Genomic DNA, 13,351 nt, shown 5'->3' on the forward strand with positions numbered 1-13,351 from the left:
TTTGCTAAACCGATTTAGTAAGTGTGATCGAGGCGACAGTTCAGGCCGCCGGGCGGCGGCCAGGAGAGAAAATTACAGCTCGTGACGGTACGGCAGCGCGGTCATTGCCCCCTTTGCGGTGGTCGCCAGCGCGCCGCAGCGCTGCGCGATCGCGATAACGGCCGGGAGGTCGGCGTATCCCTCGCGCGCCAGCCCGAACAGCAGTCCGGCAACGAAGGCATCCCCCGCGCCGGTGGCATCAACGCATTCAACGGTGGTGGCGGGATAGTGCCTCAACGCGCCTTTCTGCCAGGCGGTAACCCCCTCTTTTCCCTGCGTCACCAGCACCAGCCGGGCCCGACAGCCGCGCATCAGCGCCGCCAGCCCCTCGTCCACCTGCGCGTTTCCGGTTAAAAACGCCAGTTCTTCAACCGAGAGCTTCACCACGTCGGCACAGGCCAGTGCCCGCTCAAGGCACGCGCGCAGGTCTACTTCATCGTGCCACAGATCGGCGCGAATATTGGGATCGAAGCTGACAAACCCGCCGGCCTGTCTGATGGCCGCCATCGCCTGAAACGCGGCAGACCGGCTGGGTTCCGCGCTGAGCGCGATGGAGCAGACGTGTAGCCACTCCCCGGCGCGAAAGGCGGGGAGATCGGCGGATTCTAGGAATAAATCAGCGCTCGGGCGAACCATAAAGGTAAAGGAGCGCTCGCCGCGGTCGTCGAGGTCAACCACCACCGTGGAGGTGCGATGCTGCGGATCGAGACGCATCCATTGGGTATTAACCTTCTCGTCCGCCAGCGTCTTCTGCATAAAGCGTCCGAAGGGATCGTCGCCCACCCGGCCGATAAATGCGCTCCTCCCGCCCAGACGGGCGACGCCCACCGCGACGTTGGCCGGTGCCCCGCCCGGACACTGCAACAGTCTACCCTCGCCGTCCGGCAGAAGATCCACTACCGCATCGCCAAGTACCCAGATTGTATCCATATCACCTTCTTAGCTAAATTTTGTTAAACCGGTTTAGCTATTTAAGCACAGGTGACAGGTCCGGGAAATAAGCGTGGGGAAATTTTGCTTATCGCTTCAGGTGAGGCCAGTAAATGTCGCCCACGCCATTCAGCTGCGGGCGTGAGAACAAAAAGCCCTGAAAGCGGCGAATGCCGGCGGATTCAAGCCAGCACCACTCTTCAATCTTCTCGATGCCTTCCGCCACCAGGGTAATTTCCAGATCGGTACAGCAGCTGACTATCGACTTAACAATCGCCTGCTTTGGCCCGCTCAGGTGGATATCGCTGACGATCTCCCTGTCGATTTTGAGCTTGTCCGGCTGGAACCGGGTAAGCAGCGACAGCCCGGCATAGCCGGAACCGAAATCATCTATGGCCAGCCCGACCCCCTCCGCGCGGAGCTGCTTAATGGCGCTGTTAAACTGGTTGAACCCGGAAATCATTTCGCTTTCCGTCACTTCGATGACCACCTGCTCGGGCTGAAGGCCGTGCTTTTTTATCTGCGCCACCAGAAACGCTACCGCACCGGGAACGTTAACCAGCGACATCGGCAGCAGGTTGACGGCCAGCTTGTGGCTGCCAATGCCCAGCTTTTCTGCCAGCGCGAAGGTCCAGGCCTTGGTTTGCAGGTCGGTTTCGTAGATCCGCGAGGGGTCGAGCGTACGGAAGAACTGCTCCGGGCTGCCGCCATCGTTGCCGCGAATGAGGGCCTCAAGAGAGCTAATTTTGCCCTCGGACGGCTCGATAATCGGCTGCAGCGCAAACTGGCAGGTCTGACCCGCCAACAGGCCTAACCCGTTGCCGAACGGCGTACCTTCCCGCGAGAGCGTCCATTTTTCGGGTTCATACTGTGCCGTCGGTTGAGGAGAGGATTTGCCGACGATAAACGTCTGGATGAATTTAAACACCCGATCGTCAGACGTAAGATAGCTTTCCAGCTTGCTGTAGTGCAGTACCGACTCCAGAACCGCCTTCCGGGTTCGGGCCTGAATGTCAAACAGCAGCATTCCAACATTGTCGAAACGCCTGCGCGGACCGTAATCGCGCATCAGCTCCACCACACCGTGATGTCGGCTGTCTTCGCGGATGGTCTTAAAAAGCGCGACCACGTTCTCTTCTGTCCCTTCGAGAATTTGCAAAACGTCCCGGCCGCTGGAGAGAAGAATGCCGGAGATGCCCTGCTCCGTGTTGCGGATCCTGGCCTGTTCAACCAGCGCGCTTAACTCTGCAACGGTGCAGGTTAAGCTCAGCTGGCTTCGATAAATGAGAGTTGTCAGCACAGAAACGGGGTCCGATATGAGGTATACGCCTGAACCGTACTGTTTAACACAGTTCCACGGCGTGACCTAATCTATTCCGCGCCGGAACTACTAATCCCCGATACGGCTGTCGATACGCGCCTGCATATAGTCGTAGAACGGGTTTGACGTCACGCGCATCAGCGCATCTTTGCCGACGCTCAGCACCGAGGTCTCCCCCCACAGGGCAATGGTCCCGAGGCTAATACCATAGTGATTTTTTATCGCAGGCTGGCGGCCATAAAGATCGTCATCGGGAGGGAACGGAATGGCAACGTGCGACAGAGAGTAGACCTCGCGCGGATAGGTAACCGGCAGCGGGATCGCCGTCTCCCGCGTGCTTCCCGCGGGCGTCGTTTTCGCGACCGTCTGATAACTGTCGGCGCTGGCGTTGGTAATGACGGTGACACTGTAACGTCTGCGAGCCTCGGGCAGCAGGTCGGCCAGCGCGGTCCAGGAAGCGGGCTTAAACAGCGGGCGAAAGCTCCCGGCCTGGTTGATGTCAATAACCACCAGCTCGCTGCCGTTAGCCGGGAGCTGGTCAAACAGCCCGGTGACCACCGCGCGGGTACTGACCGTTGAATCCATGATCGACTGGAACGCGAGAACCGGCGGCAGCTGCGCCAGCCGGTGTTCCCGGGCGGCGCGGCCGATCTGCTCATGCAGCGCCTGGGTCAACAGCCACGACTGGCGCGCCGCGTTCACCGGAAACGAGTTGTATTTGTAAGGATTGTATTCGGGTGAAACGTTGAGCCACGCGGCTTTGGCAAACGCCGGCAGCATGGCCGGCAGCCCGGCGAACCCGGCAAAGCGGGCAAATGCCGTGACGCCAATCATTGGCGAGAGCAAAACGATCTGCTGAGGCTTGCGCAGTTCAGGCGCATCAAGCGAGTCGAGGGCATATTTCATCGCCAGCGCCCCGCCGTTGGAGTAGCCCACCAGGTGCAGGGGAACATCGTTACCCGCCAGGCGCGTCGCCTCGCGGACCGCCAGACGCGTTGCCGCCAGCCACGCCTCCCAGTCAACGTCCGTCAGCGCGCCGGGCGCGGTGCCGTGACCGGGCAAGCGAGGGACCACGGCCACGAAGCCGCGCGTTTGATAATGCAGGGCCAGATGCCTGACGCTGTAGGGCGAATCCGTCAGCCCGTGCAGCAGCACCACCGCCCCGCGCGGTTTTCCGTCAGGCTTCAGGACAAAGGATCGGTTGGCATCCGGGGAAAACTGGCCGGGCCACACCAGGCTCTGGCGGTAGTAGCGGTTAAGCGGCGTGCGCTCCTCCGCCGTTGCTTTCGCCGTCACCTCGCTATCGAGATCGCTGAAGATGGCATTTTCACGCGTGAGGTACTGCGCAAAGCTCGCGTTGTCCATCTCGCGCACGGACATCTCGTTTGCCCGCCAGGTGTGCCACGAATGCAGCGCCGGCCCCTGCTGTGAAAGATATACGCGCACCGCAAGCAGCACGATCAGAACGATCCCGACGACGATCGCCAGTTTTTTTGCGAGAGCCTTCAGGCGCACGCTGACCCGCCAGGGCAAATTCGCCATGTGAGGCTCCCTCTCTTGTGCATAGTGCCGCCATCTTACCAAAAAATGTGAAGAGACTGACGTATTCACTAAATAGATAGCCGTCAAATCCTGCGCTGCACCAAAAGTGAACTACGCTGCACAAATGTTGTTCATTCGTTAATTAAATATTGCATTAACTTTGCAGCACAGCGCGCTTTCGCCGCAGTGTGAGTATGGCACGCATCCTGCATTGTTAATCAGGTAACAAACATCGGGGCTTTGACAGCCGGTTAACAGCGAGGCGGTATGACGACAAAACCTGAGGTGCTGGGCCGTATCGAGGCGACGTTCAGCCAGCTCACCCCGAGCGAAAAGCGGGTGGCGAGCTGGATGCTGGCGCACGCCGGGCAGATTCCGTTTGAAACGGCAGAGAGCGTGGCGCTGGCAACCGCTACCAGCGGCATCACCGTCGGACGCTTTCTGCGCAAGCTGGGCTACCGCAACCTGGACGATGCCAAAAAAAGCCTGCGCGATCCCCGCCAGCCCTGGGGCATTAACGAGCGCCTCGACTCCTGGAAGCAGCAGCAGCCGCTGTCGGATCGCGTTCAGCACTCCCTCTCGCTGGAGGTGGATGCCATTGCCCACGTTTATCAGCTGGCGCAAAGCGAGACGTTCAGACAGGTCGTTCAGCGGCTTACCCATGCTGACGCCGTCTTCGTGCTGGGGATCCAGTCCACGCGCGGGATCGCCAACGCGTTCTTCAGCCATCTTGAATACCTGCGCCCGCGCGTGAGCTATTCCGAAGGGCTCTCCGGCAGCTGGGTGGAGTCGCTTAACTCCGGCTTTGCGCACCCGTATATCGTGCTGACGGATACCCGCGCCTACTCCGCCATTGCCCGTCAGTACTGCCGCGTGGCGAGTGAAAAAGGGCTGCCGATGGCGCTGATCACCGATATCTGGTGCCCGTGGGCGCGGGATTACCCGATTGATTTACTCCAGGTGAAGACCGATACCGGCCATTTCTGGGATTCGCTGGCGCCCGTGAGCTGCCTGTTCAACCTGCTGCTGTCGGGCGTGGTGGAGGCGCTGGGGGATGCGCTGCCGGAGCGTCTGGCAATCAACCGACAGTTACAACAAGAGTTTGGTCAATTCGAACGCTAAAGGAGCGGAGCTATGCCCGAAGAGAATCAGCTGATTGACGTGGCGAAAACCTTTCCCACGCTGCATATCGATCTAAAATACGCGACCGCCGACAACATCACCGGCCGCCCGATCTACCAGCAGGCCACGTGTCTGCTGCATACGGATGCCGCCACCGCGCTGGCAAAGGCCATCAGCATCGCCGCGCTGGCCGGACTGAAGCTGGTGGTCTACGACGCCTACCGCCCCCAGCAGGCGCAGGCGCAGCTCTGGGATGCCTGCCCGAATCCGGAATACGTGGTGGACGTGGCGGTTGGATCTAACCACAGCCGGGGCACCGCCGTTGACGTCACGCTCATGGACGAACACGACAACGTGCTGGATATGGGGGCCGGCTTTGACGACATGCACGAGCGTTCCCACGCCTGGCACCCTTCCGTACCGCCCGAGGCGCAGCGCAACCGGCTGCTTCTTAACGCCGTGATGTCCGGCGGCGGTTTTGTGGGCATCAGCAGCGAGTGGTGGCATTTCGAACTGCCGAACGCCGCAGGCTATCCGCTGCTGGATGACCAGTTCGCCTGTTTTACGACCACACACTCACTCTAATTCTGGAGCCCGGCCATGAAAACAACGCTGCTTACGACCCTGATTGCCGCTACGCTCGCCCTGAGCGCCCCGCTCGCGCTGGCGGCTGTGCCAAAAGATATGCTGGTGATTGGCAAGGCCGCCGACCCGCAAACGCTCGATCCGGCGGTAACTATCGACAATAACGACTGGACGGTGACCTATCCCTCCTACCAGCGGCTGGTGAAATACAAGCCGGGCACCACGGAGGTGGAAGGCGATCTGGCGACGGGCTGGAACGCCTCGGAGGATCGGAAGGCGTGGACGTTCACCCTGGCGGACAACGCAAGGTTTTCCGACGGCACGCCGGTAACCGCCGAAGCGGTCAAGCTGTCGTTTGAGCGCCTGCTGAAAATCGGCCAGGGGCCGTCCGAGGCGTTTCCGAAAGATTTAAAGGTGGATGCGGTGGATGAGCACACCGTGAAGTTCACCCTCAGCCAGCCGTTTGCCCCGTTCCTGTATACGCTGGCCAACGACGGCGCGTCGATCGTCAACCCGGCGGTGCTGAAGGCCAATGCCGCAGACGATGCTCGCGGTTTCCTGGCGCAAAACACCGCCGGTTCCGGCCCGTTTATGCTGAAAAGCTGGCGCAAGGGTCAGCAGCTGGTGATGGTGCCTAACCCGCACTGGCCGGGCGAAAAGCCGCACTTTAAGCGCGTAGCGGTGAAAATTATTGGCGAAAGCGCGTCGCGTCGCCTTCAGCTTTCCCGTGGCGATCTGGACATAGCCGACGCGCTGCCGGTGGATCAGCTTGCCGCCCTGAAGCAGGAAGGCAAAGTGGCCGTGGCGGAGTATCCGTCCCTGCGCGTGACCTATCTCTATCTTAACAACGGTAAGGCCCCGATGAATCAGGTGGAATTGCGCCGCGCGGTCTCCTGGGCGACCGATTATCAGGGGATGGTGAAAGGCATTCTCAGCGGGAACGGCAAGCAGATGCGCGGCCCGATCCCGGACGGCATGTGGGGCTTCGATGCGAACGCCATGCAGTACAGCTTTGACGAAGCCAAAGCCAGGGCGGCGCTGGAAAAGGTGAAAGACAAACCGGCCAGCCTGACGTTCCTTTACTCCGATAACGACCCGAACTGGGAGCCCATCGCCCTCTCCACCCAGGCGAGCCTCGGCAAGCTGGGCATTAACGTCAGGCTGGAGAAACTGGCCAACGCCACCATGCGCGACCGCGTGGGCAAAGGCGACTATGACATTGCCATCGGCAACTGGAGCCCGGACTTCGCCGACCCGTACATGTTTATGAACTACTGGTTCGAGTCGGACAAAAAGGGGCTGCCGGGCAACCGCTCGTTCTATGAGAACAGGGAGGTTGACGCGCTACTGCAGGCGGCGCTGAAAACCACCGATCAGGCCGAACGCACCAAAGACTATCAGCAAGCGCAAAAAGTGGTCATTGACGAGGCGGCTTACGTTTATCTGTTCCAGAAGAACTACCAGCTGGCGATGAACAAAGAGGTCAAAGGTTTCACCTTTAATCCGATGCTTGAGCAGGTCTTTAACATCGCCACCATGAGTAAGTAACGGCCCACGCCGGGGGGAAGCGTATGACGTTCTGGAGCATCGTGCGCCAGCGCTGCTGGGGATTAATCCTGGTGGTGGCCGGTGTCTGCATTATTACCTTTATTATTTCACACCTGATCCCCGGCGATCCGGCCCGCCTGCTGGCCGGCGATCGCGCCAGCGACGACATCGTTCAGGGCATCCGCCAGCAGCTGGGGCTGGACAGGCCGCTTTATATCCAGTTTGGCCGCTATGTTGAGGCGCTGGCGCACGGCGATTTAGGCACGTCCATACGCACCGGACGCCCCGTTGCGGAAGATTTAAAGGCCTTCTTTCCCGCCACGCTGGAGCTGGCCTTCTGCTCCCTCCTGCTGGCGCTGATGGCCGGCGTACCGCTGGGCATTTTATCGGCGGTATACCGTAACCGCTGGCTGGATCATCTGGTGCGGCTGATGGCGATGACCGGCATCTCAACCCCCGCCTTCTGGCTGGGGCTGGGGGTTATCGTCCTGTTCTACGGCCAGCTGCAGATCCTGCCCGGCGGAGGCAGGCTGGACGACTGGCTCGACCCGCCCGCCCACGTTACCGGCTTTTATCTGCTGGACGCCCTGCTGGAAGGCAACGGCGAGGTGTTTTTCAATGCCCTTCAGCACCTGATTTTGCCCTCCCTGACCCTGGCTTTCGTGCACCTGGGGATTGTGGCGCGTCAGGTGCGCTCCGCGATGCTGGAGCAGCTGAGCGAGGATTACATTCGTACCGCCCGCGCCAGCGGGCTGCCGGGCTGGTACATCGTGCTGCGCTATGCCTTACCCAACGCCATGATCCCCTCCATTACCGTACTTGGCCTGGCGCTGGGCGATCTGCTGTACGGGGCGGTGCTTACCGAAACCGTGTTTGCCTGGCCGGGAATGGGTGCCTGGGTGGTGACCTCCATTCAGGCGCTGGACTTCCCCGCCGTCATGGGCTTCGCGGTCGTGGTATCGCTGGCGTATGTCTTCGTTAATCTGGTGGTGGATCTGCTGTACCTGTGGATCGACCCGCGAATCGGGCGCGGAGGTGCCGAATGATGTTAACTCAGGAAACGCCCGCCCCCGTCAGCGCCGCAAAACGGCGCGTCAGCTGGGCAAAGCTGTTCTGGACGTTGCGAAAAAGCCCGCTCACGCTGGCCGGCGGAGTAATTATGATCCTGATGCTGCTGCTGATGGTCGTCTCGCCCTGGATTGTGCCGCACGATCCGAACGCGCTGGATCTGACCGCGCGCCTGCAGGCCCCGTCGGCACAGCACTGGTTTGGTACCGATGAGGTGGGCCGGGATCTGTTCAGCCGCGTGCTGGTGGGCAGCCAGCAGTCCATCACGGCGGGTCTGGCGGTGGTGGCGATAGCGGGCGGTATTGGCTCCCTGCTCGGCTGCCTGTCCGGCGTGCTCGGCGGGCGCGGCGACGCCGTTATCATGCGCATCATGGACGTTATGCTCTCGATCCCCTCGCTGGTGCTGACGATGGCGCTGGCCGCCGCGCTCGGCCCAAGCCTGTTTAACGCCATGCTGGCGATTGCGATCGTGCGCATTCCGTTTTACGTGCGGCTGGCGCGCGGGCAGACGCTGGTGGTGCGCCAGTTTACCTACGTGCAGGCCGCACGCACCTTTGGCGCATCGCGCTGGCACCTGATCGCCTGGCATATCCTGCGTAACGCCCTGCCGCCGCTGGTCGTGCAGGCCTCGCTGGATATCGGCAGCGCAATCCTGATGGCCGCCACGCTGGGCTTTATTGGGCTGGGCGCGCAGCAGCCTACCGCCGAATGGGGGGCAATGGTGGCCGTGGGCCGCAACTACGTGCTCGACCAGTGGTGGTACTGCGCGTTTCCGGGGGCGGCAATCCTGATCACGGCGGTCGGGTTTAATCTGTTCGGCGACGGTCTGCGCGACCTGCTGGATCCTAAATCAGGAGGGAGGCAGTCATGAGTGATGCCGTATTATCGATTGAAGATTTGCACCTGAGCTTCCCCATTTTTCGCGGTGAGGTTCACGCGCTTAACCACGTCTCGCTGGAGATTGGCCGGGGCGAAATTGTCGGCGTGGTGGGCGAATCCGGCTCGGGGAAATCGGTCACCGCGATGCTGGCGATGCGTCTGCTGCCGGAAGGCAGCTATCGCGTACACCACGGACGCATCACGCTTCTCGGTGAAGACGTGCTGAACGCGTCGGAAAAACAGCTCCGCCAGTGGCGCGGCGCAAAGGTGGCGATGATATTCCAGGAGCCGATGACGGCGCTCAATCCCACGCGGCGAATCGGCAAGCAGATGGTGGAGGTTATTCGCCAGCATCAGCCGCTTTCCCGCCGCGAGGCGCAGCAGAAGGCAATCTCCCTGCTGGGCGAGATGCAAATCCCGGATGCGGCGCAGGTGATGGAGCGCTATCCGTTTGAGCTATCCGGCGGCATGCGCCAGCGGGTGATGATCGCCCTCGCCTTTTCCTGCGAGCCGGAGCTTATCATCGCCGATGAACCGACCACCGCGCTGGACGTGACCGTACAGCTCCAGGTGCTGCGCCTGCTGAAGCATAAGGCCCGCGCCAGCGGGACGTCGGTGCTGTTTATCAGCCACGACATGGCGGTGGTGTCTCAGCTTTGCGACCGTACGTACGTCATGTACGCGGGCAGCGTTATCGAAAGCGGCAGCACCCGGAGCCTGATCCAGCGGCCGGTTCATCCCTACTCGATTGGCCTGCTGCGCTGCGCCCCGGAAAACGGCGAGCCGCGTGAAATACTTCCGGCCATTCCCGGCACGGTGCCGAACCTCAGCCACCTGCCGCGAGGATGCGCCTTCCGCGAGCGCTGCTTTGCGGCCGGTGCGAAGTGCGGCGAAACGCCGCCCCTGCTGTCGACGGGCGCGGAGGGCCAGCAGGCCGCCTGCTGGTATCCACAACAGGAGTCAGGTCATGTCTGAAATACTGCTTGAACTGGATGACGTGCACGTGAACTTTCCGGCGCGTAAAAACTGGCTGGGGCGCGTGACGGAACGGGTGCACGCCCTGAACGGCCTCGATTTGCAGATCCATCGCGGCGAAACGCTGGGCATTGTGGGGGAATCTGGCTGCGGCAAGAGCACCCTGGCACAGCTGCTGATGGGCATGCTCAAACCGAGCGCCGGTGCCTGCCAGCGCGCGAACGGGGCGGGCGGCATGCAGATGGTGTTTCAGGATCCGCTTTCGTCTCTCGATCCGCGGCTGCCCGTCTGGCGCATCATCACCGAACCGGTGTGGATCCAGCAGCGGCGCAGCGAGCGGGAACGTCGCCAGCTGGCCGCGGAGCTGGCGCAGCAGGTAGGGATCCGCCCGGAATACCTTGACCGCCTCCCGCACGCCTTTTCCGGCGGACAGCGCCAGCGCATCGCCATTGCCCGAGCCCTCTCTTCGAACCCGGACATTATCGTGCTGGATGAACCCACCAGCGCGCTGGATATTTCCGTTCAGGCGCAGATCCTCAACTTGCTGGTTACACTGCAACGGGAGCGAAACCTGACGTTTGTGCTGATTTCGCATAACGTTTCGGTGGTCCGGCACATGAGCGACCGCGTGGCAGTGATGTATCTGGGGCAAATCGTGGAGCTGGGTACGGCGGATAGGGTGCTGAACCATCCCCGCCATCCCTATACGCAACTGCTGCTTGACTCCGTTCCCCGCACCGGTGAACCGCTTGATGAAGCACTGGCGCTCAGAAAGACCGATCTGCCCGGCAATCGTCATCTGCCCGTCGGGTGCTATTTCCGGGACCGCTGCCCGCTGGCGGCAAAGGGATGTGAGCAGCCGCAGGCGCTGCTGGCCTCATCGGGGAGCACGCGCGTGCGCTGCTGGCGTAACGGTTGAAATGAGCCGGGCGGATGCCCGGCTGCGAGTCAGTTGAGCTTATAGTCCAGGGTGATTTCGGCCTTGAGCAGCTGCGAAACCGGACAGCCCGCCTTCGCTTTCTGGATGATGCCGTCAAACTGCTGCGGATCGATACCCGGTACCGTCACCTTGCTTTGCAGCGCGACCTTGCTGATGGCAAAACCGCCGTCGGTTTTATCCAGAGAGACATCCGCCGTGGTATCAATGGCGTCTGCGGTATAGCCCGCTTCGCCCAGCATCAGCGATAGCGCCATTGAGAAACAGGCCGCGTGCGCCGCGCCAATCAGCTCTTCCGGGTTTGTCCCTTTTTCGCCCTCAAAACGGGTGTTAAAGCCGTAAGGTTGCTGGTTAAGGACGCCGCTTTCCGTCGATACCGTGCCTTTCCCGCGCTTAATGTCGCCAGACCAGTGTGCTGAACCGTGCTTATGAATCGTCATTATTGCTCTCCTTTTGGCTTACAAAGGGTTAAGTATAGGACGCCTAATCCGTTTTGCAGGGAAGACAGACTAGTCCGATCGCGACCTTAGGCCGTTCGCCAGCGCGTCAAGAAACACCCGCTGCGCCGCAGGCTGGTAGTCACGCGACTGATAAATGCCAAAAATAGCGATCGGTTTTGGCGTATAGGCGCTAAGCACCGGCACCAGGCTGCCCTGCCGTAGCGCCGCGTCGGCCTCACGTTCGGGCAGCATGGCGATGCCGCAGTGGTTTATCGCCGCCTCCATCAGCAGGGAAGAGATGCTGGCGCTGAGGTTGCCGCTGACGGCCGTCGAAATCGTCTCGCCTTCAGGCGAAATAAAACGCCACGACTGCCCGGCAAAAAAGCTGTAGTGCAGGCAGTTGTGCTGCGCCAGATCCTCCAGCCGCCCGGGGACGCCCCGGGCTGCAAGGTAGCGCGGCGAGGCGCACAGCACGGACCGACACTCCCCCAGCCTGCGGGCAATCATGCCCGGCTCGGGGCTATCGGTGATGCGGATCGCCACGTCGATCCGCTCCCCCACCAGGCTCACGGGATGGTTATTCACGTCCAGCTCAACGCGCAGCTGCGGGTAGCGCTGCAGCAGGTCAGGCAGTATCGGGGCGATAAGCTGGGTAGCGGTGAAGTGCGCGCAGGCGACACGCAGCGTGCCGGAGGGCGAATCCTTCACCGACTGACCTTCAATTTCCTGGGAAATTTGCGAGAGCGTGCGCGTTTTCTGGAGCACCTTTTCCCCCGCCGCCGTCAGCGTCAGCTTGCGGGTGGAGCGGTTTACCAGCCGCGCGCCGGCCCACTTTTCCATCTGTTCAAGGTAGCGGCTTACCATCGGGCGGGAGATCCCCAAAGCCCGTGCCGCCGCGCTCAAACTTCCCAGCTCGCAGATGCGGTTGTACACTTGGGCGGCGATGACGCGATCCATTCTGATCTCCATTTGCTCGATTTATGAAACTAAGCATCTCCTGTTTCAGGAATTCTGGCAAATGCAGAGATCCGTACAATAGAGACTTTCCTGAAGAACAGAGATAAGACTATGAAGATCGCCCGCCTTGCTATGCTGTGCACCCTTTTCGCTCCGGCTGCGTTTGCCGCGCCGTTAACCATCGATACCTATAACCCGCAGGAAAAGGGCATTTTTGCCGTCTCCTCCACGCTCGTTTCCGGCCCGAAAGAGGCGGTACTGTTTGACGCGCAGTTCAGCGTAAAGGACGACGAGGCGCTGGTGGAGAAAATTCGCCGCAGCGGAAAAACGCTGAACAAGATCGTTATCACTTCCGGCGATCCGGATTTCTACTTCGGCCTGCAGCCGCTGGTAAAAGCCTTCCCGAACGCCAAAGTGGTGGCCACGCAGCAGGTGGTGGACCACATCAGGGCCACTAAGGACGCCAAGCTCGCCTTCTGGGGACCGCAGATGAAAGACGGCGCGCCGACCCGGCTTGTCGTGCCGCAGGTGATTGCGTCCACCACCTTCATGATTGACGGTGAGCGGGTCAACATTGAAGAGCCTGAAAGCTACGCGGCGTACGTCTGGATCCCGTCCGCGAAAACTATCCTCGGCGGTACCGGCGTCTCGTGGGGCATTCACGTCTGGACGGCAGACACCCAGACCAAAGCGAGCCGCCAGCAGTGGCAGCAGACGCTGGATAACATGGCGGCGCTTAAGCCAGAGCGCGTGATCCCGGGCCACTACCTGGGAACACCGCCTGCGGGAACGGGCGCTATCGACTTTACCCGCCGCTATCTTCAGCAGTTTGAACAGGCCCTCACCTCACATAAGGATTCAGCTGGCGTAATCAGCACGATGAAAAAACAGTGGCCGGAGCTGGCTGAAGCGAGCTCGCTGGAGCTGAGCGCCAAAGTAAACACTGGCGAAATGAAGTGGTAATAACCTGATTATCTCCTGCTATATTTACTTTTTTATAGCAGGAGA

General features: G+C 61.0%; 13 protein-coding genes. 8 read left to right on the forward strand and 5 right to left on the reverse strand.

The window, feature by feature from the left end; genetic code table 11:
* Nucleotides 1-72 precede the first annotated feature (72 nt).
* From IM304_RS11825 to IM304_RS11835, 3 genes are all read right to left on the reverse strand, one after another.
* Nucleotides 73-969, reverse strand: a complete 897-nt coding sequence (locus IM304_RS11825) for an aminoimidazole riboside kinase (RefSeq protein ID WP_193355154.1) — start codon at nt 967-969, stop codon at nt 73-75.
* Nucleotides 970-1,057: 88 nt separating this feature from the next.
* A complete protein-coding gene (locus IM304_RS11830; protein ID WP_193355155.1) occupies nt 1,058-2,269 on the reverse strand; it encodes a diguanylate phosphodiesterase in 1,212 nt (403 codons plus the stop codon).
* 90 nt (nt 2,270-2,359) lie between these two features.
* A complete protein-coding gene (locus tag IM304_RS11835) occupies nt 2,360-3,832 on the reverse strand; it encodes a carboxylesterase (RefSeq protein WP_193355156.1) in 1,473 nt (490 codons plus the stop codon).
* Nucleotides 3,833-4,099: 267 nt separating this feature from the next.
* On the opposite strand from IM304_RS11835, the gene IM304_RS11840 reads away from it, so the two are divergent.
* The 7 genes from IM304_RS11840 to IM304_RS11870 are packed head-to-tail and all read left to right on the forward strand — an operon-like array spanning nt 4,100 to nt 10,928.
* Nucleotides 4,100-4,954 carry a MurR/RpiR family transcriptional regulator gene (locus IM304_RS11840; RefSeq protein WP_148419818.1) on the forward strand — a complete coding sequence of 285 codons (855 nt, stop codon included), beginning with the start codon at nt 4,100-4,102 and terminating at the stop codon, nt 4,952-4,954.
* Between the two features lie 12 nt (nt 4,955-4,966).
* Nucleotides 4,967-5,539, forward strand: coding sequence for a D-alanyl-D-alanine dipeptidase (gene ddpX, locus IM304_RS11845; RefSeq protein ID WP_148419817.1), 573 nt, complete (start codon nt 4,967-4,969; stop codon nt 5,537-5,539).
* A gap of 15 nt (nt 5,540-5,554) precedes the next feature.
* Nucleotides 5,555-7,087, forward strand: coding sequence for an ABC transporter substrate-binding protein (locus IM304_RS11850; RefSeq protein WP_193355157.1), 1,533 nt, complete (start codon nt 5,555-5,557; stop codon nt 7,085-7,087).
* Nucleotides 7,088-7,110: 23 nt separating this feature from the next.
* Nucleotides 7,111-8,133, forward strand: a complete 1,023-nt coding sequence (locus IM304_RS11855) for an ABC transporter permease (RefSeq protein ID WP_148419815.1) — start codon at nt 7,111-7,113, stop codon at nt 8,131-8,133.
* Nucleotides 8,130-9,026, forward strand: a complete 897-nt coding sequence (gene ddpC, locus IM304_RS11860; RefSeq protein WP_193355158.1) for a D,D-dipeptide ABC transporter permease — start codon at nt 8,130-8,132, stop codon at nt 9,024-9,026. The genes IM304_RS11855 and ddpC overlap by 4 nt, the downstream gene beginning before the upstream one ends.
* Nucleotides 9,023-10,009: an ABC transporter ATP-binding protein gene (locus IM304_RS11865; protein WP_193355159.1), complete on the forward strand. Its 987-nt coding sequence runs from the start codon at nt 9,023-9,025 to the stop codon at nt 10,007-10,009. Before ddpC ends, IM304_RS11865 begins: the two co-directional genes overlap by 4 nt.
* Nucleotides 10,002-10,928, forward strand: a complete 927-nt coding sequence (locus IM304_RS11870; RefSeq protein WP_148419812.1) for an ABC transporter ATP-binding protein — start codon at nt 10,002-10,004, stop codon at nt 10,926-10,928. Before IM304_RS11865 ends, IM304_RS11870 begins: the two co-directional genes overlap by 8 nt.
* Nucleotides 10,929-10,957: 29 nt before the next feature.
* Here the strand turns inward: IM304_RS11870 and IM304_RS11875 are convergent, their stop codons facing one another.
* A complete protein-coding gene (locus tag IM304_RS11875; protein ID WP_193355160.1) occupies nt 10,958-11,386 on the reverse strand; it encodes an OsmC family protein in 429 nt (142 codons plus the stop codon).
* Nucleotides 11,387-11,455: 69 nt separating this feature from the next.
* A complete protein-coding gene (locus tag IM304_RS11880; RefSeq protein WP_255517712.1) occupies nt 11,456-12,343 on the reverse strand; it encodes a LysR family transcriptional regulator in 888 nt (295 codons plus the stop codon).
* 111 nt (nt 12,344-12,454) lie between these two features.
* Here IM304_RS11880 and IM304_RS11885 point away from each other — a divergent pair, with 111 nt between their 5' ends.
* Nucleotides 12,455-13,306 (forward strand): Vmh family MBL fold metallo-hydrolase, encoded by an 852-nt coding sequence (locus IM304_RS11885; protein WP_193355162.1) that lies wholly within the window; start codon nt 12,455-12,457, stop codon nt 13,304-13,306.
* Nucleotides 13,307-13,351 lie beyond the last annotated feature (45 nt).

This window comes from Enterobacter cloacae complex sp. P40C2 (genome assembly GCF_014930695.1).
GTDB lineage: Bacteria > Pseudomonadota > Gammaproteobacteria > Enterobacterales > Enterobacteriaceae > Enterobacter > Enterobacter pasteurii.